General features: G+C 69.5%; 18 protein-coding genes. 6 read left to right on the top strand and 12 right to left on the bottom strand.

Features of this window, described 5'->3' with window-relative positions; all coding sequences use genetic code 11:
• Positions 1–32: 32 nt before the first annotated feature.
• The 3 genes from AB0J90_RS25315 to AB0J90_RS25305 are packed head-to-tail and all read right to left on the bottom strand — an operon-like array spanning position 33 to position 3,420.
• Positions 33–797, bottom strand: a complete 765-nt coding sequence (locus tag AB0J90_RS25315; RefSeq protein ID WP_363599788.1) for a succinate dehydrogenase/fumarate reductase iron-sulfur subunit — start codon at positions 795–797, stop codon at positions 33–35.
• Positions 794–2,731 carry a fumarate reductase/succinate dehydrogenase flavoprotein subunit gene (locus AB0J90_RS25310; protein ID WP_363600028.1) on the bottom strand — a complete coding sequence of 646 codons (1,938 nt, stop codon included), beginning with the start codon at positions 2,729–2,731 and terminating at the stop codon, positions 794–796. The genes AB0J90_RS25315 and AB0J90_RS25310 overlap by 4 nt, the downstream gene beginning before the upstream one ends.
• Positions 2,732–2,733: 2 nt before the next feature.
• On the bottom strand, positions 2,734–3,420 hold the full coding sequence (locus tag AB0J90_RS25305) for a succinate dehydrogenase cytochrome b subunit (RefSeq protein WP_363599786.1): 687 nt from the start codon (positions 3,418–3,420) through the stop codon (positions 2,734–2,736).
• A 72-nt stretch (positions 3,421–3,492) separates the two neighbouring features.
• Here AB0J90_RS25305 and AB0J90_RS25300 point away from each other — a divergent pair, with 72 nt between their 5' ends.
• Complete coding sequence (locus AB0J90_RS25300) at positions 3,493–4,428, top strand: LysR family transcriptional regulator (RefSeq protein ID WP_363599784.1); 936 nt, start codon at positions 3,493–3,495, stop codon at positions 4,426–4,428.
• Between the two features lie 302 nt (positions 4,429–4,730).
• Positions 4,731–5,156, top strand: coding sequence for an integrase (locus AB0J90_RS25295; RefSeq protein WP_363599782.1), 426 nt, complete (start codon positions 4,731–4,733; stop codon positions 5,154–5,156).
• 17 nt (positions 5,157–5,173) lie between these two features.
• On the opposite strand, the gene AB0J90_RS25290 is transcribed toward AB0J90_RS25295, so the two are convergent.
• Together AB0J90_RS25290 and AB0J90_RS25285 are read right to left on the bottom strand one after the other, a co-directional pair.
• Positions 5,174–6,067 carry an aminoglycoside phosphotransferase family protein gene (locus tag AB0J90_RS25290; protein WP_363599780.1) on the bottom strand — a complete coding sequence of 298 codons (894 nt, stop codon included), beginning with the start codon at positions 6,065–6,067 and terminating at the stop codon, positions 5,174–5,176.
• A complete protein-coding gene (locus tag AB0J90_RS25285; protein WP_363599778.1) occupies positions 6,057–7,343 on the bottom strand; it encodes a lipopolysaccharide biosynthesis protein in 1,287 nt (428 codons plus the stop codon). Before AB0J90_RS25285 ends, AB0J90_RS25290 begins: the two co-directional genes overlap by 11 nt.
• Before the next feature lie 351 nt (positions 7,344–7,694).
• On the opposite strand from AB0J90_RS25285, the gene AB0J90_RS25280 reads away from it, so the two are divergent.
• Positions 7,695–8,423: a hypothetical protein gene (locus tag AB0J90_RS25280; protein WP_363599776.1), complete on the top strand. Its 729-nt coding sequence runs from the start codon at positions 7,695–7,697 to the stop codon at positions 8,421–8,423.
• Positions 8,424–8,842: 419 nt separating this feature from the next.
• On the opposite strand, the gene AB0J90_RS25275 is transcribed toward AB0J90_RS25280, so the two are convergent.
• The 6 genes from AB0J90_RS25275 to AB0J90_RS25250 form a co-directional block, all read right to left on the bottom strand.
• Complete coding sequence (locus tag AB0J90_RS25275; RefSeq protein ID WP_363599774.1) at positions 8,843–9,793, bottom strand: NAD(P)-dependent oxidoreductase; 951 nt, start codon at positions 9,791–9,793, stop codon at positions 8,843–8,845.
• 268 nt (positions 9,794–10,061) lie between these two features.
• Positions 10,062–13,511, bottom strand: coding sequence for a ThuA domain-containing protein (locus AB0J90_RS25270; RefSeq protein ID WP_363599772.1), 3,450 nt, complete (start codon positions 13,509–13,511; stop codon positions 10,062–10,064).
• Between the two features lie 176 nt (positions 13,512–13,687).
• Positions 13,688–14,773: a hypothetical protein gene (locus AB0J90_RS25265; protein WP_363599770.1), complete on the bottom strand. Its 1,086-nt coding sequence runs from the start codon at positions 14,771–14,773 to the stop codon at positions 13,688–13,690.
• Between the two features lie 116 nt (positions 14,774–14,889).
• Positions 14,890–15,687: an ABC transporter ATP-binding protein gene (locus tag AB0J90_RS25260; protein WP_363599768.1), complete on the bottom strand. Its 798-nt coding sequence runs from the start codon at positions 15,685–15,687 to the stop codon at positions 14,890–14,892.
• Between the two features lie 7 nt (positions 15,688–15,694).
• Entirely contained in the window at positions 15,695–16,699 is a 1,005-nt protein-coding gene (locus AB0J90_RS25255; protein WP_363599766.1) for an ABC transporter substrate-binding protein, read from the bottom strand.
• 65 nt (positions 16,700–16,764) lie between these two features.
• Positions 16,765–17,727 carry an ABC transporter permease gene (locus AB0J90_RS25250; protein WP_363599764.1) on the bottom strand — a complete coding sequence of 321 codons (963 nt, stop codon included), beginning with the start codon at positions 17,725–17,727 and terminating at the stop codon, positions 16,765–16,767.
• Between the two features lie 280 nt (positions 17,728–18,007).
• On the opposite strand from AB0J90_RS25250, the gene AB0J90_RS25245 reads away from it, so the two are divergent.
• Both AB0J90_RS25245 and AB0J90_RS25240 read left to right on the top strand, forming a co-directional pair.
• On the top strand, positions 18,008–18,676 hold the full coding sequence (locus tag AB0J90_RS25245) for an NAD(P)-binding domain-containing protein (RefSeq protein WP_363599762.1): 669 nt from the start codon (positions 18,008–18,010) through the stop codon (positions 18,674–18,676).
• 80 nt (positions 18,677–18,756) lie between these two features.
• Positions 18,757–19,062: a hypothetical protein gene (locus AB0J90_RS25240; protein WP_363599760.1), complete on the top strand. Its 306-nt coding sequence runs from the start codon at positions 18,757–18,759 to the stop codon at positions 19,060–19,062.
• 57 nt (positions 19,063–19,119) lie between these two features.
• Here the strand turns inward: AB0J90_RS25240 and AB0J90_RS25235 are convergent, their stop codons facing one another.
• Positions 19,120–19,857, bottom strand: a complete 738-nt coding sequence (locus AB0J90_RS25235) for a cupin domain-containing protein (RefSeq protein WP_363599758.1) — start codon at positions 19,855–19,857, stop codon at positions 19,120–19,122.
• Between the two features lie 114 nt (positions 19,858–19,971).
• Here AB0J90_RS25235 and AB0J90_RS25230 point away from each other — a divergent pair.
• Positions 19,972–20,249 (top strand): LacI family DNA-binding transcriptional regulator (locus AB0J90_RS25230; protein ID WP_363599756.1); only part of this gene is annotated, 278 nt, incomplete at its 3' end.

Below are 20,249 nucleotides of genomic sequence, written 5' to 3'. Positions count from 1 at the left end.
CCGCGCGGCGGAGTTCCGGCGTACGCGGTGGGCTAGTCCGTGCCCGGCGCGCCGCCGCGGGTGCTGGCGGCCTTGAGGAAGTCGCGGTTCAGCCGCCCGATGGTCGACAGCGGGATCACCTTCGGACAGACGGCGGTGCACTCGCCCATGTTGGTGCAGCCGCCGAAGCCCTCCGCGTCCTGCTGGGCGACCATGTCGAGCACCCGGCTGGCCCGCTCCGGCTGCCCCTGCGGCAGCATGCTCAGGTGGGTCACCTTTGCGGCGGTGAACAGCATCGACGATCCGTTCGGGCAGGCCGCGACGCAGGCACCGCAGCCGATGCAGGCGGCCGACTCGAAGGCCGCGTCCGCGTCCACCTTCGGCACCGGTTGCGCGTGCGCGTCCGGGGCGCTGCCGGTCGGCACCGAGATGTAACCACCCGCGGCGATGATCCGGTCGAACGCGCTCCGGTTCACCACCAGGTCCTTCATCACCGGGAAGGCCCGCGCCCGCCACGGTTCGATGTCGATCGTCTGCCCGTCGGAGAAGTGCCGCATGTGCAACTGGCAGATGGTGGTCGCCCGCTCCGGTCCGTGCGGTACGCCGTTGACCACCATGCCGCAGGCGCCGCAGATCCCCTCCCGACAGTCGTGGTCGAACGCCACCGGGTCGTCGCCGTCGAGGATCAGCCGCTCGTTGAGTACGTCGAGCATCTCCAGGAACGACATGTCGGGGGAAACGTCGGCGACCTGGTAGGAGACCATCCGGCCACGGTCGGTCGGACCGGACTGACGCCAGATGCGCAGGGTCAGATTCACTTGTAACTCCGCTGGCTGGGGTGGACGTACTCGAAGTTCAGGTCTTCCTTGTGCAGCACCGGCGGGCGGTCGGCGCCGGTGAACTCCCACGCCGCGACGTAGCTGAAGTGCTCGTCGTCGCGCTGCGCCTCACCCTCCGGGGTCTGGCTCTCGGCCCGGAAGTGCCCGCCGCAGGACTCGGTACGGTGCAGCGCGTCGATGCACATCAGCTCGGCCAGCTCGAAGAAGTCGGCGACCCGGCCGGCCTTCTCCAGCGACTGGTTGATGCCGTCGGCGTCACCGGACACCTTGACCCGGCGCCAGTACTGCTCCCGCAGGGCCCGGATCTGCTCGATCGCCTTACGCAGCCCCGCGTCACTGCGTTCCATCCCGCAGTGCTCCCACATGATCTGACCCAGCTCGCGGTGGAACGAGTCGACCGTACGGTCCCCGTTGACCGCCAGCAGCCGTGCCAGCCGGTCCTCGACGTCGGCGCGGGCGGCGACCACCTCGGGGTGGTTGTCGTCGATCGGGCCGAACGGGCCGGCGGCCAGGTAGTTGGCGATCGTGTTCGGCAGCACGAAGTAGCCGTCGGCCAGGCCCTGCATCAGCGCCGAGGCACCCAGCCGGTTGGCGCCGTGGTCGGAGAAGTTCGCCTCGCCGATGACGAACAGGCCGGGGATGGTGGCCTGGAGGTCGTAGTCGACCCAGAGCCCGCCCATCGTGTAGTGCACCGCCGGGTAGATCCGCATCGGCACCCGGTACGGGTCCTCGCCGGTGATCCGCTCGTACATCTCGAAGAGGTTGCCGTACCGCTCCTCGACGGTGTGCCGGCCGAGCCGGTTGATCGCGTCGGCGAAGTCGAGGTACACGCCGAGCCCGGTCGGGCCGACGCCGTGCCCCGAGTCGCAGACGTTCTTCGCCGCCCGGGAGGCGATGTCGCGGGGGACCAGGTTGCCGAAGGCCGGGTACATCCGCTCCAGGAAGTAGTCCCGCTCGTCGTCCGGGATGTCGGCCGGGTTCCGGTCGTCGCCGGCCTGCTTCGGCACCCAGACCCGGCCGTCGTTGCGCAACGACTCGCTCATCAGGGTCAGCTTCGACTGGTGGTCGCCGGAGACCGGGATGCAGGTCGGGTGGATCTGCGTGTAGCAGGGGTTGCCGAAGTACGCGCCCTTGCGGTGCGCCCGCCAGGTGGCGGTGACGTTGCAGCCCTTGGCGTTGGTGGAGAGGTAGAAGACGTTGCCGTACCCGCCGGAGGCGAGCACCACGGCGTCGGCGTACTCGGTGGTTATCTCGCCGGTGACCAGGTCGCGGACCACAATGCCCCGGGCCCGGTCGTCGACCACGATCAGCTCCAGCATCTCGTGCCGGGTGTGCATCTCGACCCGGCCGAGCGCGATCTGCCGCTCCAACGCCTGGTACGCCCCGAGCAGGAGCTGCTGACCCGTCTGGCCCCGGGCGTAGAAGGTCCGTTGCACCTGCGCGCCGCCGAACGAGCGGGTGTCGAGCAGTCCGCCGTACTCGCGGGCGAACGGCACCCCCTGGGCCACCGCCTGGTCGATGATGTTCACCGAGACCTCGGCGAGCCGGTGCACGTTCGACTCCCGGGCGCGGAAGTCGCCGCCCTTGACCGTGTCGTAGAACAACCGGTGTACGGAGTCCCCGTCGTTGCGGTAGTTCTTCGCCGCGTTGATACCGCCCTGGGCGGCGATCGAGTGCGCCCGGCGCGGGCTGTCCTGGTAGCAGTAGGACTTCACCCGGTAGCCCTGCTCGGCCAGCGTGGCGGCGGCCGAACCGCCGGCCAGCCCGGTGCCGACCACCAGCACGGTCAGTTTGCGGCGGTTGGCCGGGTTGACCAGCTTGGCGTCGAACCGGCGCCGCTCCCAGCGGGTCTCGATCGGCCCTTCCGGTGCCTTCTGGTCGGCGATCGGCTCGCCGAGGCTGAACATCTCCATGGTCATGACACCCATCCGGCTAGTACGGCGAAGGGGACCAGCAGGTAGCCGCCGCAGAGCGCGACGGCGAAGACGAGGGCGATGGCGCGGGCCCGGCGCTCGCCCCGGGGCGACTGCTGACCGAGGCTGCGGAACGCGCTGAACATGCCGTGCCGCAGGTGGAAGCCGAGCGCGACGATGGCCAGGGTGTAGAACAGCGTCACGTACCAGCGTTCCGGGGCGAAGTCGGCCACCACGTTCGCGTACGGCCGGCGCGGGTCGCCGATCGGGTTGACCGTGCCGGTGGTCAAATCGAGCAGGTGGTAGATCACGAAGAGCAGGATCAGCACCCCGCCCCAGCGCATGGTCCGGGCGGCGTAGCTGGCCTGTACGGGCTTGCGGTGGGCGTACCGGACCGGGCGGGCCTTGCGGGCCGCGATGGCGAGTGAGGTCGCCGCCCAGATGTGCAGCACCAGGGCGATCGTCAGGGCGCCGCGCTGGAGCCAGAGGTACCAGACCTCGGGCAGCAGCGGCGTACCGATCGTCCGCAACCAGTGCGCATAGTGGTCGAACGAGGACGCGCCGAAGAAGATCTTGAGGTTGCCGAGCATGTGCGCGATGAGGAAGAGCACCAGGAGGATGCCCGTCACCGCCATCACTGCCTTCTTGCCGACCGACGAACGGACCGGCGAACGCGTCTCTACTGCCACCTGGACGACGCTAGGAGGAGCTGTGATTAGTCGTCCAATGCATCAAAGGCGCAGTGTCGATAGCGGTAGGCTATGCAGGTGCAGCTACACCAGTTACGGTCCTTCGTAGCGGTCGCCGAAACCCGGCATTTCACCCATGCGGCCGACAATGTCGGCATCAGCCAGCCCTCGTTGAGTAAGCAAATTCACGCCCTCGAAGTTGACCTAGGGGCCCCGCTGTTCGACCGGATTAGGGGAAACATCACTCTCACCGCCGCCGGCGAGGTGCTACTGCCCCTCGCGAAGCGGATCCTGGCCGACGTCGAGACCGCCGGCCGCGAGGTGCAGGAGCTGGTCGGCGTACGCCGGGGTCGGGTCCGGCTCGGCGCGACGCCGAGCCTGGTCACCTCGCTGGCACCGCAGATACTGCGCCGATTCCGCGACGCCCACCCGGGCGTCGACCTGTCGGTCCAGGAGGGCGGCTCCCAGGACCTGGTACGCGACCTGCTGCGCGGCGAACTCGACCTGGCACTGATCATCCAGCCGGCACCCGGACCCGACCCCGCCCTACGGGTCGAACCGATCCTGCGGGAAAGCCTGGTCGTCGCCTCCCTCGACCCGCTGCCGGCGGCCACCCCGATGGGCACCCTGCGCCTACCGGACCTGCGCGACTACCCGTTGGTCATGTTCCGCGAGGGCTACGACCTGCGTGACGTCACCCTCCAGGCGTGCCGGGACGCAGGCTTCGAACCGACCCTGGCCGTGGACGGGGGCGAGATGGACGCCGTGCTCAGCTTCGTCGAGGCGGGACTGGGGGTGGCGCTGGTGCCGGGGATCGTGGTCGCCCGACGGCCCCGGATCCGGGTCACCCAACTCGCCCCGCCCGGCGTACGCCGGACCATCGCACTGGCCCGGCGCCGGGAGGCCGTACCGACGCACGCCGCGCGGGCGCTGCGCGGAATCCTGCTCAACTACGTGCGTACCGCCGCCGAACAGGGCGCACTGCCACCGGGCGTCGAACCGCTGTAGGAGTACGAGCGTGGGGTTGGGCACGGAGGATCTTGTGACTCTTCTTGGGTTCTCGTAGGTACTGGACGCAGGTCCGCCGCGATCTGTTGTTGTCGATCGGGGATCTGGTCGTTCAAAACTCACTCATCGGTGGGTGCCTGCATCTGGTAGGTGAAGCCGGGGGACAGGCGCGCGATGGAGTGGGTGATGACGTACTCGACCGGGCTCGGGCCGGTCTTTACGACGACCGGTCACGGCGCCGTCGGTAAATACGTTGGCGGGTGCACAGGGGGATCGGGCAAGATCCGTCGGGGGTGAGTCACATGCGGAATCGACTGCGGGAGATACGAGTCGGGGCACGGACCTACGTGTGGCGGGCGCAGATCCATCACGTGCCGGGCGCTGGTGACTGCCACCGATGTATCCGTGTTCGAGTCTGGGGCGCCGGCAAGACCAGCCGGGCACTCGACGCGGATCTGCTGTCGGACGCCTGGCCGTCACCGTGGAGCATGTGTGCGACGGACGGCTCCTATCCCACCTCCGCCGACGTACGGACGATCATCAGCTACGGGCTGGAACACGGCTGGCAGCCAGACCTGCGGGGCGGGACGTTCCTACTGTCCGAGCGTGAACATGCTGCCGGTTTTTCCTTGCCCGGCTTCCTGCTGACCGACCGTCTGCGTACGCCGGAAAGCGCCGACCCCACGGCCAGGGTCATCGAGGCCTACGAGGCTCGTCAACGAGCCTGAGGGCCAGCGTCGGTTCCTCAAGCCAGTGTCTCGAACCACTGCTCCGCTAGCTCGCGTGCTCTCCGGCGGACCCGGTTGATCCCCGACAGGCTGTTGAAGGCGGCGAAGGGCGGCCACAGGAAGACGAGGATGGCGAGTTCCTCCGCCAACAGCGCATGCTGCAACGGGTGCCGCTCGTACGGCCGATGTTGCAGGTAGGCGTCGACCAGGGACTGCGGGACGGTCACCCCGGCGGGTGTCGCACGGACGTTGAGGAAGGCCAGGTCGGATACGGCCCGACCGATACCCGCCGCCTGCCAGTCACAGAAGACCAGCGAGCCGGCGGAGTGCACGATGTTGTCGGTGTGGCAGTCGCCGTGGACGAAGACCGGCGGCAATGCTGCCATGTGCTCTTCGAGTTCGACGCGTCGGGCGAGCAGGTCGGCAAGCTGCGGAAGCACACCGGCCCAGAAGGCGTGGATCCCGTCCAGGTCCGGATCGAGCAGAGCTTCGTGCAGCGCGTCGGGGCGGTTCCAGCCCGCCCCTTCCGGTAGCGGCATGCTGTGCAGGGTGGCCAGCTCCCGACCAAGATTTGCCCACATGCCCTCAGTCCATGATGCAGCCGCCCGGGTCTCGCCGGCCGCCTCGAGCAGCACGGCCACACCGTCTCCGGTCCCCACCCAGTCGAGGAGTTTCGGTGTGCGTAGCGGCGCTACCGGTGCGACGTACCGGTAGAAGGAGAGTTCCCGCCGAGCTGCTGCCAGTGCCTGCCGCCCCAGCGCGGCGGGGGTGACCTTGAGGTAGGCGTCCTGCCCGTCGGCTGTGCGTACGGCACCGACCCCGGCGCCGGACCGGGACTCGATCCGCGCCGCGGACGCCTGGCCGACGACACCGAACCTGTCGAGCACCACCGCCATGAAATCACCCGACATCGCGCGGTCCCGGGCTCCTGAAACGGCGACTGACCAGCAAAATCAAGACGGTGGCGGACACCTCCGCCACCGCCGTGGCGGACGCCGCGCCGAGCGGGCCGAACCGGGGTACGCCGAGCGCGACGGCGACGCTCAACAGCACCGCGAGTACGCCCATGGCCTTCGTCGCCCGGCCGTAGTCGCCGTCCCCGATCCAGTCGAACATCAGTGCCCGACTGACCGCCATGAACGGCAGCGCCAGCATGAACAGCGCCAGCCAGCCGGCAGCCTCCGGGTGCGGCAGGGAGAGCACCGTGCCGGTGAGCCAGGGCGCGAGCACGGCGACGGCCGCCGCCATCGGAATCGCGCAGACCAGTGCGACCACCACCGAGAAATGCGCCGGATGTGTCGAGTCGTCGAGGCCCAGCCGGCTGCGGGTCCGCGCCACCATGGGCACCTGCAATGCCGACTGTACGACGCCGCCGATGGCCTGGTAGGCGGTGACGAGCGCCCCGTAGCTGCCCATCACCGCTGGCGTCGCGAACAGCGACAGTACGAGCGTGGCGAGCCGGGTCACGTACAGGTCGCCGAGGGCGAAGCCGAAGAGATGCCGGCTGGAGCGGTACCCCGCGAAGGCACGCCGCAGCGAGATTTCCCGGAACCGCGCGGGCCGCAAGGAACCATTCCTGCCGAGGACGACTTCGCCGACGACAAGCTGCGCCAGGCCGGCGCTGGCGAGCGCGATGGTGAGCGGAGCGCCGAACAGCACCATCACCAGCGACGCGGCCTTGCTGGCGGACATCAGCACGGCAGTGGCAAGGAACCGCATCCGTCGACTGAAGTCGGCGATCTGGAGCTGGGCGAGGCCATTGCCGAGTGTCACCACACCCGCCGCCGCCAGCGCGGTCGCGCTGTAGCCCCGGCGGGCGTAGAACTCGGCGATGACCACCGCGCCGAGCAACATGCCGGGTACGACCACCAGCGTCCACTGGCTGCGTACGAGGGTGCGCTGCTCCTCGGTGCCGTTGAGGTAGAGCAGGGCCGACCCGCCGCTGGCGACGATGAGTACGAACGACAGGGCCGAGGTCATCACCGTGTACGCCGCGATCTCGTCCGTCTGCCCGAACGCCGCGCACAGCGCCAGGATCACCGCGCTCAGCAGTCCGTTGGCGATGACGGCTCCGGCCGCGATCGCCGAGTTCCGAGCCAGTGCCCGGTAGCCGTGCCCCGGTTCCGTGGGGCGACGGTTGTCGGCGTCGGCGTCGCGAATCGGCGGCACGCCGGCCGTGGTTTGCACGACCCGTACTCTACGCAGCGCCGATCCTGGCAGTGGCGTGAATACGGGTGGCGCACCGCCGTAGGCGCGGCGATCACGGTTCGGCGATGGAGGGATGCGCGCAGGTCACGACATGTGTGTGCGCCTGATGTTGGTTGAGGCGGTTGTCTTCCCTGCGATGCCGGGACCGCCGCCGGCGCCCTCCGCGAATTGATCGAGACGCGTGGCTCATATCGCTACCGGTCGGTCGGGCAGTTGGTTGTGGTCCCTGTGGTGCTGGCTGCCGTGGCCGATGTGGTGGTCCCCGTCCTTCCAAGGGCTGGGCCAGGTGCCCTGTGTCCAGTCGGCTGGGATGCGCGTAATGATGGGCGGATGGAGGGACGAGCGTACCTGGAGAAGTACGTTGCCGATCGACTGGCGGCCGGCCATGGTCAGCCGCCGGAAGGGCGTCGCCTGACGTTGGACCGTTCGGAGGTCCGCGGAGTGGCGATCGGGTTGGTGGCGGCCGGTGCCCTGGCTCAGGAGGAGATGGAACGCATTCTCGCCGGTCTGGATCAGGAGCTGGAGCGACGTGGCCGGTTGATCCGCGTAGAGACGCGCACGTCGGCCGAGGCTCGCGTATCGCCCGCTCATTGGGCGCCTCTGTCGGTCGAGGCCCGGCAACAGTTGGTGTTACAGCACGGTCGTGAACGCGCGCAGTGGCAGGAGCCGGTTGTTGACCCTGCTCAGTTGCGGGAGGTGATCTCGCTGGCCGGTCGCACGCCAATGCCTGATGCGGTGACCGCCAATCTGATCAGCTTGGAACGCTGGTCGACGATGTTCGTGGTGAGGCTGGCGTATGCCGGCACCGACGCCCGCGATCCGGGTGCGCTGGACAGCATGCATGTCCGATTGAAGCGGTGGCGCGGGTGGGACGATGCGGGAACGCAGTATCGGTCCCGCAGCGGCAGCGTAGAACGGCGCGGAGGGCTGTTCATGGAAACCGTGGTCTTCGAACCCGGCGCTCCGGACGAGGCGCGCACGCTGACGCTGGCGTTCAACCATGACGGTGGGTCGGAACGTTTGACAGTTGCCCTCGGCGGCGGGACAACATCAGCCTGAACGGGATCACTGTCGGCTCCGGATCGAGGCATCTACCTGCGGATGATCGAGGCATCGGACGAGGGACCCCCAGGCGGCCACGGAACTAAGTCTGGGCCGAACCGGTGCGTTGCACTGCCGAGGAATGGCCGAGGCTGGTGACGCTACATCGCGCCCCAGTCATGGCCCGCCACTGGGCTTCCGTTGCGCCACTAAACGAGTAATTCCTAAACTCTGGCTGGTCGTGCACACGCCGCCCTCGAAAGTCCCAAAACCCGCAGATCGAACCACTCCCATACACCCCAAACCGCGCGGCGCAACGATCTTGCACTTCTGGTGGGACACAAATCCGGATGAGTGCCCTGATCCGGGCGCCACAAGTGCAAGATCGTCGAGGGAATCGGTGGTGCGGGCATCGGCGGAAGTTAGAAATTACACGTCTAGGCCGATGGGGGCACCCGATCGTGCTGCGTCGCCGGCGCTGTCTCGGAGAAGGTTTCGCGGAGCGCCGGGTCCAGTGGGCGGCCGGTCGTCGGTTCGATGAACAGCTCGGTGGTCAGCAGGTCGCCGAAGTAGCTGGGGTTGATGCCCGACTCCTTGCCGCCGAGGGACTGCAGCCGGCCGCCGAATCGCAGGAACGCCCGTACGGCTCCGGCGGGCAGGCGACCGACCCGGCGGCGCCGACCGACCGCTTCGGCGATCCGCGTGATCATGTCGCTCCAGGTGAGGTTCTCGTCGGCCACCGGAATGTCCGCGCCACTGGCCTGCTCCAGGGCGTCGACCGCGATCTCGGCCACGCTGCGCGCCGACGCCGCCGCACTCCCGCCGACGGGCGCTACCAGCGGCGAACGGGACTTTGCCCAGCGGTCCAGCGGACCGGCCCAGTTCGGCAGCCGGTCGCCGGCCCGACCGAAGATGAAGGGCAGTTCGAGTACGGCAACCGGCAGGTCCGGACCAGCGGCCGCTCGCCCCTCCAGGGCCTGCTCCAAACGGCATCGGACGTAGGTGTGCCGGTCCGCGAGGTGCCACTGCGGGTGTAGCCGATCGAAGTAGGTGTAGTACGAGCCCATGATCACGCCACGGCTGAGACCTTCGAGGCGGGCGGCGGTGAACAGGCGCACCACGGGCTCGACGATGTCCCGGCGGAACACCGGGTGGATCGGCTTGGGCAGCGGCCGCTGCTCGTCCGTACGCGTGGCGTAGACGACACCGTCGTGGCCGGCGAGCAGTGGTCGCAGGTCCTCGATCGACGCGGAGTCGAGGTCGAGCAGGTGGTCGATGCCCGGCTGGGCGGTGCGCGCCAGCGTTGTCGCAACGTGGCCCCGCTCGCGCAGCACGTTCGCCACATGGGCACCGATCAGGCCACTTCCACCCACCACGAGAATTCTCACGCCTTGATCGTCCACTCCGGACCCGGCTGCTTGTCAAGCGTCGGTCACGGCGAAGGGAACGACAATTATCACTCCCGCAGCCGTGGGCGGCGCTCGGCAAGGGTGCTACCCGTCGACCCCGCCACGATGATCAAACCCTCGGCAGCCCCGGTTCCCGGTGTCGGGCCACTGGGCGTCCGACGATCAAGGGAGGCCGACGGCTCGCGGTGGTGACGCCGGATCTCGACGGGTTGCTCCGTTCCGATCCGGCGTCACGACCGCAGGTGCGTCAGGTGACGGTGATGACGACCTGCGCCGATGTGGTGGCGCCGCTGCTGTCGGTCACGGTGAACCGGGCGGTGTAGCTGCCCTTGCGGGTGAACGTGTGGCTGGCGTTGGCGGTGTGCACGACCGCCGCGTTGTTGCCGAAGTCCCAGGCGTAGTCGCTGATGGTGCGACCGGGTGCGACAACCGCGTTACCGGTGAACGCGACCGCCCGAGGTGCGGTTCCCGAGGTCGGGGTGGCGGTGATGCTCACCGTCGTACCGCTCTCCTGTTTGACGCCGGCCCCGTTGAACCGCAACCAGTCCACGGACATCAGGTCCGGTGTGCCGCCGACCTGGGCCGGGTTGACGAAGACGGCGTAGAGGTCGATGGTCCCGCCGGGGTTGGTCAGGTTGACGGTGGGGGAGATGACATTGTCCCAACCGCCCGTGCTGGGGATGGCGGCGGTGCCGAGTAGCGGCCCGGTCGGCGAGCCGGACCGGAACTCGATGTTCCCGCCGGTGCTGCCGGAACTGGCGCCGACCGTCACCGAGCTGATCCCCTGGAGGTTCACCGGACCGTAGCTGACCCACTCGTTGTGGTCGATGTCGCCGAGGCGCTTGCCGGCGCGGGCGGTCGCCCGGTCGAGGACCTGGATGCCGGCGTGCGCACCGTCGAAGTGCTCGGCCTCCTTGGGCTTCACCTGCAATTCGACCAGGGTCGAGCCGACCAGTGCCGGCACCCCGCCGGTCGCGCCGCCGTCGGTGTACTGGGCGGTGAGCAGGGTGAACAGGTTCTGCCCCGGCCCGTGCCCGTCACCGGCGCTGCTGTCGGTGACCGCCACCCCGGAGCAACCGGTGTAGTTGTCCAGCGGGTGGGCGTGCGAGTCGTGTCCGAGTTGGGTCTGCACGATCACCCGCGAGCAGTCGATCGTGCCCTCCTCCGGGTCGGTGACCGTCACCGTGTACGGCACCCGGTCCCCGAACTCGAAGAAGCCGCCGTTCGGCACGCTCAGGGTGACCACCGGCCGGGTGTTGCCGACGGTGACCTCGGTGGTCGCCACCGCGGTCGTACCGCCCGTGCCGGTGACCGTCAGCCTGGCGGTGAACTTGCCCCGGGTGGCGTACGTGTACGTCGGGTTGGCGGCGGTGGAGTCGGTGCTGCCGTTGCCGTCGAAGTCCCAGGCGTAGCTGATGGGGTTTCCGTCGCCGGAGGCCGAACCCGTGCTGGAGAAGTTGACGGTCAGCGGCGCCGGGCCGCTGTCCCGGTTGACGCTCGCCTTCGCCACCGGCGGCCGTCCGCTGGCCACGTAGTCGATCCGGTAGATGCCGGCGCCCTCGTTGGTGCCGCCCCGGCCGCTGCCGGTACCGGCGCCGAAGTCGATCACGTAGAGCGAACCGTCCGGGCCGAACTCGGCGTCGAAGGGCTGGATCCAGGAGAAGTCACCGAGTACGCCGTTGATCGACTGGAGGTCGCCGACGGAGGTCGGACCGAACCTGGAGTTGCTGAAGGTCTGCGCGGTGGTGTGCGTGGAGAGCGTCTTGAACCACTTGCGGGTCAGCTCGTAGACGATCCACTTGCCCTCGTAGTACTGCGGGAACTTCGTGGTCCGGGTGTTGGCCGGGTCGAAGTCGTACGACGGGCCGCCCATCGGCCCACCGCCGCCGGTGCCGACCTCCGGGAACTGCGCCGACGCCGAGTACGCGTACCAGACCAGCGCGGAGCGGGCGGCCGGCAGGTTGGTCAGGCCGGTGTTGTTCGGCGAGTTGTTGACCAGCGCGGAGCAGTTGAACTTCGCCCCGGAGGTCGAGGTGGCGAAGTTGTAGTCGTTGAACGGGATGTTGTTGCCGACGCAGTACGGCCAACCGTAGTTGCCGGCGGAGGTGATCCGGTTGAACTCGACCGTGCCCTCCGGCCCCCGGTTCGGGTTCGCGGCCGTCGCGTCCGGGCCGTAGTCGGCGACCAGTACCGCGTTGGTGATCGGGTCGACGGTGATCCGGAACGGGTTGCGCATGCCCATCGCGTAGATCTCGGAGCGGGTACGGGCGGTCCCGGGCGCGAACAGGTTGCCGGTCGGCACGGTGTACGTACCGTCGGCCTGCGGTTTGATCCGCAGGATCTTGCCCCGCAGGTCGTTGGTGTTGCCGGCGGTGGCCTGCGCGTCCCAGGCCCGGCGTCCGCTGCGCTCGTCGATCGGGGTGAAGCCGCTGGAGTCGAACGGGTCGGTGTTGTCGCCGGTGGCCGCGTACAGGTTGCCCTGGCGGTCCATGGTCAGCGAGCCGCCCATGTGCGAGTTCGCCCGCCCCTCACCCCGGTACGTGGGGATGACGAGCAGCCGTTTCTCGCTGGTCAGGGCGATCGTGTTGCCGGTGACGGTGAACCGGGACAGGTTGAGCTGGTTGAGCGTCTTGTCCGACCAGAGCAGGTAGATCCAGTTGTTGGTGGCGAAGTTGTTGTCCAGGGTCATGCCGATCAACCCGTCGGACTGGCTGGTCTGGGCCGGGGTGTAGGCGAAGTCGACCAGGGTGGTGACGCCGAGCGTGCTCTGGTTGATCACCTTCACCGCGCCGGTGCGCTGGATGTAGAACACCCGCCGGTCCGCGGCCACGGCCAGTTCGAACGGGTCGGCGAGATCGGCGCTGACCAGCGGCACCCGTTGGAAGTTGCTGCTCTTGGTGGCGCCGCAGTCACCGGGCACCGCGCCGGCCGCCCATTCGATCCCGCCGCGCAGGTGATTGAGGAAGTTCGGCTCGCTGAACGACGACGAGGCGTGCCCGCCAGCGGTGTACCAGGATCGACCGCCGTCATAGTTCTGGCACCAGGAATAGGCGTGGTCGACACCCTCGTCCAACCCGTTGATCCCGTCGCGGACCTTGATCTGGGCGAGGGTGTGCACCTTGCCGGTGGGGTTGGTCCGCCAGTTGTACCATTCCTCGCTGCGTTCCCAGAGTTCCGGTAGGGACGCGGTGGAGGGGTGCGCCTTGTCCAGCACCTTGATCCGACCGGGGAAGACGCCACCGGTGGAGCTGAAGTCCGGGTGGTAGTCGAAGATGGTGCCGACCAGGCCCTCGTACCAGGTCCAGTCGCGCTCGCTCGCGGTCGCCGCGTGCAGCCCGACCCAGCCGCCGCCCTGCCGTACGAAGTTCTGGAAGGCGGTCCGCTGGGCGGCGTTGAGCAGGTTACCGGCCTCCGGGGTGGAGTTGGTGTTGTTGAACACCAGGGCGTCGAACCGGGCCAGGTTCGCGTCGGTGAACGCGGCCGCGTCGGTGGTCGCCTCGACCTCGAAGTCGTGGGTGAGGCCGAGTTGCTGGATCGCGGCGACACCGGCCGGGATCGAGTCGTGGTAGAAGTTCGTGGTCTTCGAGAAGACCAGTACCCGGAACCGGGCCGCTGCCGATGCGGGAGCCGGGGCAATGGTCAGGACGAGGGCGATGATCGCGAGCAGGGCGATGGGGATGGATCGTAAGCGTCTCATGCAGGCGCTCCCGGTAATAGGGACGGATAAATGGAAAGCGCTTTCCTGCCGCCGACGGATCAAGCGTACGTAACCAATCCGAAATGGTCAATGTGTAAAGGTCTGGCAACGGGTCCGGGCGTTTTCGCGTACCGGCAAAGAAACGGGAAAGCCCTTTCTGGCATTGCCGTAATCGATCATGGCCTCGGAGGTCGGCCGGCTCCCACGTGCACGGCGGTGGCCAGCGCCGCGATCGCCAATCCGGTGACCGCGGCGATGGTCAGCCCGGCGGCGGTCAGCCCGGTCGCGACCAGGCCCGCCGGCAGCCAGGTCCAGACCGGCACGGTCCTCGGCGGACGCCCCCGTCGGCGCCGCCACGCCTCGGTGGCCATCGGCACGATCAGCGGCGGCAGCGTCGCAGCGAGCACCGCCAGCCAGGGCAGCAGCAGCCGGTCGAACCGGGCGGCGGCGAGCACCGCGCCGGGCACCGCCACGATGAGCATCCCGGCCGTCGACGACAGCGCCGGCCAGCCGCCACGCAGTGCCAGGGCACCGGAGTACGTGGTGGTCAGCGCCGGTGCGAAGACCGCCGCGGTGACGAAGAGATTGCCGTACGCGGCCACGCCGGAGGTGCCGGCCAGCACCGCCACCACGTCGGTCGAGCCGGTACGCAGCCACACGCCCGCCCCGGCCACTCCGACCGCCACCGCGGGCAGCACCAGCAGCAGCACACACCAGCCCAGGTCACGCCGGCTGGCAAGCCCCCGGCTGAAGTCCGGTGCGCGCAGCGCGAACACGGAGACGTACCCGGTCATGGCGGCGACGTCGGCGGCGGTCGCCCAACCGCCGGCTGCCAGGGTGACCGGCGCGGACGCCGGGCGCAGTTGGGCCACGCAGACCGCGACCAGGCCGAGGGCGGCCAGCGTGGTGGCCACCGCGATCCGGTTGCCCAGCCGGGGCGAGGCGTACGACACCGCCATCACCGCCCCGGCCAGCAGCAGCGCGCCGACCGGTCCGGGCAGCCGGAGCACGGTGGACAGCGACGCCCCACCCAACCCGACGTTGAAGCCGAACCAGCCGATCATGGCGACCCCGAGCACCACGCTCAGCACGGTCCGCCCGGCCGGCGGCAGGTAACGCGGCGCCACCTCGGTCAGCGTGCCGCCCTCCCCGTAGGGCGGCCGGACCCCGAGCGCGCCCTGCCCGAACAGCAGCAACGCCATCAGCGCCGCGCCACCCACGAACGCCAGTACGGGCACCGCACCGTGATGCCGGTCGGCCATGCCCGCGCCCAGGATGAGGGCGGCCGGGGCGGCACCCAGCCCCAGCCAGGCCCCGGCGGCGGCGGGCCACCGCCGGGGCGGGTCGAGTTGGGCGGACTGCCCGCCCAGCGGCGCGATCAGTGGTTGGCTCCCGCCCCCAGCAGTTCCCGGATCTCGGTCGACAACCGGTCGAACCGAGGGTCGGACATCACCGCCGCGTAGTTGCGTTCCGCCGGCAGGTCGACCGGCAGCGTACGGACGATCCGGCCGGGTCTGGGGCTCATCACCTCGACCCGGGTGCCGAGGAAGACCGCCTCGGCGATGGAGTGGGTGACCAGCAGGATGGTGGTGCCGGTCTCCCGCCAGATCCGGTTCAGCTCGGTGTTGAGCTGCTCGCGGGTGAGCGCGTCGAGCGCACCGAACGGCTCGTCCATCAGCAGCACCCTGGGCTGGTGCAGCAGCGCCCGGCACAGCGCCACCCGCTGCTGCATGCCGCCGGAGAGTTCGTGCGGCAGCGCGTCCTCGAAGCCGGTGAGCCCGGTCAGCTCGATCAGCTCGTCGGCCCGGCGGGCGGCCTGTTTGCGGTCCAGCCCGCGCATCTCGGCCTGGAGCAGGATGTTGCGGCGGGCGCCGCGCCACTCCAGCAGGGCCGCGCGCTGGAACACGAAGCCGATGTCCCGCTGCGGCTTGCTCACCGGCCGGCCGAGCAGCGACACCGAGCCGCTGGTCGGCCGGACCAACCCGGCCACGATCTTGAGCAGGGTGGACTTGCCACAGCCGGAGGGGCCGACGATGGTGACGAACTCGCCGGGCTCCGCCCGCAGGGTCACGTCCTCGACCGCGGTGGTCTGCGACCGCTTCGACCGGAACCGTACGGTCAGCCCGGTCAGCTCGACCGCGGTGCCGGTGGCGGTGGTGCTCGGGGCGCTGGTCATCCTCGGCTCATCCCTGGCTGGTGTAGCTGCTGTCCCAGTACTTCTCCGGCCCACCGGCGTCCTTGAGTTCGGCGTACCGGGTCATCAGGTCGATCGTCTCGGTCCACTTGGCCGGCGGGTTCACCCCGGGTGCGCCCCCGGTCAGCTCCAGCAGCGGTACGGCCAGCGTGAGCTGCTTGACCAGTACGTCCTTGGCCGGCTCGTTCTCCGCCAGTTCCACCATCGCGTCGGTCGCCGCCGGGATGTCCTTCGCCGCCTCGGCCCACGACTTCTGGGTGGCCCGGACGAATGCCTTGACCAGCTCCGGGTCCTTGCCCAGGGTGGCCTCGTTGACCACCACCCCGGTGCCGAGCATGTTCATGCCCCAGTCGGCGTAGAGCAGGTAGTCGACCTTCTTGCCGGTCTTCGCCTCGATCGTCGGGGCCTGGTCGTGGAAGAAGCCCTGGATCGCGTCGACCCGGCCCTCGGCCAGCGCCGCGACCTTGCCGGCGGCGTCCAGGTTGACCACCTTGACGTCGTTCTCGGCCAGCCCGTTCGCCTTGAGCCAGGCCGGGAAGGTGGCGTAGATGGCGTCGCCGGGCGTGCCGCCGACGGTCTTGCCCTTCAGATCGGCCGGCTTGCTGATCCCCTTGTCGGCCAGGAACTCGATCGAGGTCGGTCCCTTCTGGAGGAACACCCCGACGCTCTTCACCTTCATGCCGGTGGCGATCGCCTTGAGCATCGGCGGGGTGTCGGCCCAGCCGAAGTCGGTCTGCTGCTGGGCCACCGCCTGGATGGTCTTGCCCGACCCGCCGCCGGGCTTGATCTCCAGTTCGATCCCCTCGGCCTCGTAGAAGCCCTTCTTCAGCCCGTAGTAGAACGGCGCGTGCTCGCCGTACGGCACCCAGTTCAGGGTGAGCGTGACCTGCTTTCGGCCGTCGGCGGTGGTGGGCTGGTCGTCGTCGGCGCCGCCGCAGGCGGCTACCGATCCGAGCAGCAGGAACGCGGCGGCGGTGAACGCGAGACGTCTCATGGTGGTGCGCCTCCTGTGCGGGTCGCGGGACGGTGCGATGCGGTGGTGGGTGGTCCGTGGGCGGGTCAGGACGTGGTCAGCGGTACGGCGGAGCGACGGCTGGCGTGCCAGGGGATGAGCAGCGCCTCGGCCACCTCGACCACGAGGAAGAGCACGATGCCGATCAGCGACATCAGGAACAGGTCGGCGAAGAGCAGGGCCGAGTCGAGGTTGCCGTTGGCCAGCAGCAGCACGTACCCGAGGCCCTCGTCGGCGCCGACGAACTCACCGACCACCGCGCCGACCACGGCCAGCGTCACCGCGACCTTGAGTCCGGACATCAGGTGCGGCAGGGCGTTCGGGAAGCGGATCCGGCGGAACGTCTTCCACGGTCCGGCGCCCATGGTGGCGGCGAGGTCGATCAGCTCCGGGTCGGTCGAGCGCAGACCGGCCACGCCGGAGATCACCACCGGGAAGAACGCGATCAGTACGGCCAGCACGATCTTCGGGGTGAAGCCGACCCCGAACCAGACCACCAGCAGCGGAGCGATCGCGATCTTGGGGATGACCTGGGCGAAGAGCACGATCGGGTAGAGCGCCTTCTCCATGGTGCGGGAGTAGGCGATCAGGATCGCGGTGCCGAGCCCGAGCAGGGCGGCCAGGACGAAGCCAATGACCGTCTCGTAGAGCGTGACGTAGGTGTTGCGGAGCAGGAACGACCACTGGTCGACCATCGTGGTCCAGACCTGACCCGGCGTCGGGACCAGGTAGTTCGCCACGTACTCGCGGGCGGCGACGAACCACCAGACGGCGAACAGCGCGGCCAGCAGCAGGGCGGGGCGCCAGAGCGCGTCGGCCAGCCGGGCGAGCCGGCTGCCGAGGCTGGGGCGGGTGCGGGGACGGTGTTCCGGCGGTGACTGTGCGCCGGTGCGGGTGGCGGATCCGGTCCGGTGCTCGGCCGCCGGGTCGGCACCGACCTTGGCGGCGTCGCCGGTCTGCTGGACCGGGGCGGCCACGTCGATGCCGTCGTCCAGGGTGCGGTCGGACACGGGCACTCCTCCTCGGTGGTCGGGTGTCCCGTCGGGCTGTACGAGGGCGGTGTGGGGTGTACGGGCGGTGTCGGCGCTCGGGGCGGGCAAGCGCTTTCTCGGGACAGTAGAAGGCTTGTCCTGCTTTGGGCAAGGCCTTTCCCATAACGATCATCGATGCGATCGTTATCAATGCCGAGGGCTCGGGCCGGAGGGGGCGTGCCGGGTCCAGCACTGGGAGCGACGGGCGGGACACTCGCCTCGGGGAATGTCGCCGCCGGGGCCGGGGTTGGCCCAAGACATGACAACTGTTGGACTTATCGGCAGCGGACTTATCGGCGGCACGGTGGCCCGGCTGGCGGTCGACGCCGGCTACGACGTGGTGCTGAGCAACTCGCGCGGGCCGGAAACGCTCCGGGAACTCGTCGACGAACTCGGGCCGGCGGCCCGTGCCGCGACGCCGGCCGAGGCGGCCGAGGCCGGCGACCTGGTGGTGGTCACCATCCCGCTGAAGGCGTACCGGAACGTGCCGGTCGAACCGCTGGCGGGCAAGGTAGTGATCGACACGAACAACTACTACCCGGACCGCGACGGGAAGTTCCCGGAACTCGACAACGGCTCGACCACCAGCAGCGAGCTGCTGCAACAGCACCTGCCGGCGGCCAAGGTGGTGAAGGGCTTCAACAACATCTTCTACACCCACCTGCGCGAGCTGGCCCGGCCCGTAGGCGCCGCCGACCGCAGCGCACTGGCCATCGCCGGTGACGACCCGGCCGCGAAGGCGACCGTGACCGCGTTCTTCGACGCGATCGGCTACGACACCGTCGACGCCGGGCCGCTCGCCGAAGGCCGTCGCTTCGAGCCCGGCAGCAAGGCGTACGGCGGGACGTATGCCGGTGGGAGCACCGACTTCTGGCAGGTGTCGGGCGTACCCGTCGACGCCGACGCGCTCCGCGCCCTGCTCGCCTGATTCCGTCGTGGGCGACGCACCTCGGGTGCGTCGCCCACACCCGTCCCGATGTTGGTATGGGCATCGGGAGGTGACAGTGGATGACGAGTCCGTCGACTGTGGACGTCGCCCACACCTGTAGTGACAGCGACGACCTGACCGCCGTGCACCGTAACGACGAGCGGTGGCGCTGCGTGGACTGCCGCAGGGAGTGGCCCTGCCCGGTGATCCGGCGCCGCCTGCTGGTGCTCTACCGGCGGGAGCCGGTGAAGCTGCGCGTCTACCTGCGCCACTTCCAGGACCGCGCGGCCACGCAACTGCCCGAGCTGTCGACCAGACAGTTGGACGCCCGCTTCTTCGGCTGGATTCCCGACCCGCCCCCGGGTCGTCGGCGGCGACCGGCCTGAGACGTGTGTTCCCACCCCGCTCCCCGGCAAGAGCGGGGTGGGAACCACACCCCGTGGTCAGTGCACCGGATAGGTGTTCAGCAACCCGCACATGCCCTGGCGGCCCTGCTCGCGCGGCTCGGCGAACGCGTACACGGCGGCGTCCGCCAGGTGCGGCGCCTCACCCCGGGCCAACGCGTCCAACTGCCGGCCGGTCTGCTCGGCAGCCCGCAGGGCACCATCGCGCCAACGCCCCCGCCAGGCGTCGAGCTGCGGCTGGACCAGCCGGATCGCCGCGGCGTGGAACTCCCGCAACGGCGCGAGATCACCGCCGGTCGCGCTGTCGCGGAGCGCCTCGAAGCCGCGCACCGCCAGGTCACGGCGGCGGTACGCGGCAGCCAGGTCACCGCCGGGCGCACCGCCACCGGGCAGGGCGACGGCGGCGGCGTACCGGGCCGGGTCGGCGAGCACCTCCGGTGGCAGGGTCAGTACCGCGTCCCCGGCCTCCGGCAGCCCGCTGTTCTGCATCAGTACGACAATCTCCAGCCCGCCGTGGTTGACCAGGCGGTGGATCGTCCCCGGGGCGAACCAGACCACCGCACCCGGACGCAGCGGCGTCTCGGCGTACCCGTCCAGGGTCAGGGTCTGCACCAGCCCCGCCCCGGCCGCCACCACGTACGCCTCCGCGCAGCACAGGTGCAGGTGTGGCGTACCGCCGACGGCGCCGTCCGGGGCGACGCTGTCGTACACGCACAACCGGGAGACGCCGACTCCACCGGGCAGGGGCAGGGGATACGGGGCTGACTGGCCGGTCATGGGGACCACCGTTCATGGGAAAGGGTTTTCCTGCGGCCCGTCTGACGCTAGTCTCCGGCGTTGACGACCGTCAACGCGTACGCGTGCCGGAGCTGGTCCGGACGGAGGCCGCCGATGACCACCCTCGCCGACGTGGCCCGGCTCGCCGGGGTCTCACCCGCGACCGTGTCCCGGATCGTCAGCCGCAGTTCCCGCCGGGTCGCACCCGAACTGCGCGACCGGGTGCTGGCGGCGGTCGAGGAACTCCAATACGTCCCGAACGCACACGCCCAACTACTCGCCCGCAACCACCGCTCTGCCGTCGGCGTCATCGTCCACGACGTCTCCGACCCCTACTTCGCCGAAATCACCCGCGGACTCCAACGCGTCGCCACCGAACACGGCCGACTCGT

Source organism: Micromonospora sp. NPDC049523 (assembly GCF_040676775.1).
Lineage (GTDB): Bacteria > Actinomycetota > Actinomycetes > Mycobacteriales > Micromonosporaceae > Micromonospora_G.
The sequence above is the reverse complement of the archived record's forward strand: the minus strand, read 5'-3'. Positions and strand labels throughout refer to the sequence as shown.

Excerpts from the sequence above, each read along its gene's own strand:
- AB0J90_RS25310 (WP_363600028.1), bottom strand. The coding sequence starts at position 2,731 with ATGGAGATGTTCAGCCTCGGCGAGCCGATCGCCGACCAGAAGGCACCG.
- AB0J90_RS25300 (WP_363599784.1), top strand. The coding sequence starts at position 3,493 with ATGCAGGTGCAGCTACACCAGTTACGGTCCTTCGTAGCGGTCGCCGAA.
- AB0J90_RS25295 (WP_363599782.1), top strand. The coding sequence starts at position 4,731 with ATGCGGAATCGACTGCGGGAGATACGAGTCGGGGCACGGACCTACGTG.
- AB0J90_RS25290 (WP_363599780.1), bottom strand. The coding sequence starts at position 6,067 with ATGTCGGGTGATTTCATGGCGGTGGTGCTCGACAGGTTCGGTGTCGTC.
- AB0J90_RS25280 (WP_363599776.1), top strand. The coding sequence starts at position 7,695 with ATGGAGGGACGAGCGTACCTGGAGAAGTACGTTGCCGATCGACTGGCG.
- AB0J90_RS25270 (WP_363599772.1), bottom strand. The coding sequence starts at position 13,511 with ATGAGACGCTTACGATCCATCCCCATCGCCCTGCTCGCGATCATCGCC.
- AB0J90_RS25265 (WP_363599770.1), bottom strand. The coding sequence starts at position 14,773 with ATGGCCGACCGGCATCACGGTGCGGTGCCCGTACTGGCGTTCGTGGGT.
- AB0J90_RS25260 (WP_363599768.1), bottom strand. The coding sequence starts at position 15,687 with ATGACCAGCGCCCCGAGCACCACCGCCACCGGCACCGCGGTCGAGCTG.
- AB0J90_RS25255 (WP_363599766.1), bottom strand. The coding sequence starts at position 16,699 with ATGAGACGTCTCGCGTTCACCGCCGCCGCGTTCCTGCTGCTCGGATCG.
- AB0J90_RS25245 (WP_363599762.1), top strand. The coding sequence starts at position 18,008 with ATGACAACTGTTGGACTTATCGGCAGCGGACTTATCGGCGGCACGGTG.
- AB0J90_RS25240 (WP_363599760.1), top strand. The coding sequence starts at position 18,757 with ATGACGAGTCCGTCGACTGTGGACGTCGCCCACACCTGTAGTGACAGC.
- AB0J90_RS25235 (WP_363599758.1), bottom strand. The coding sequence starts at position 19,857 with ATGACCGGCCAGTCAGCCCCGTATCCCCTGCCCCTGCCCGGTGGAGTC.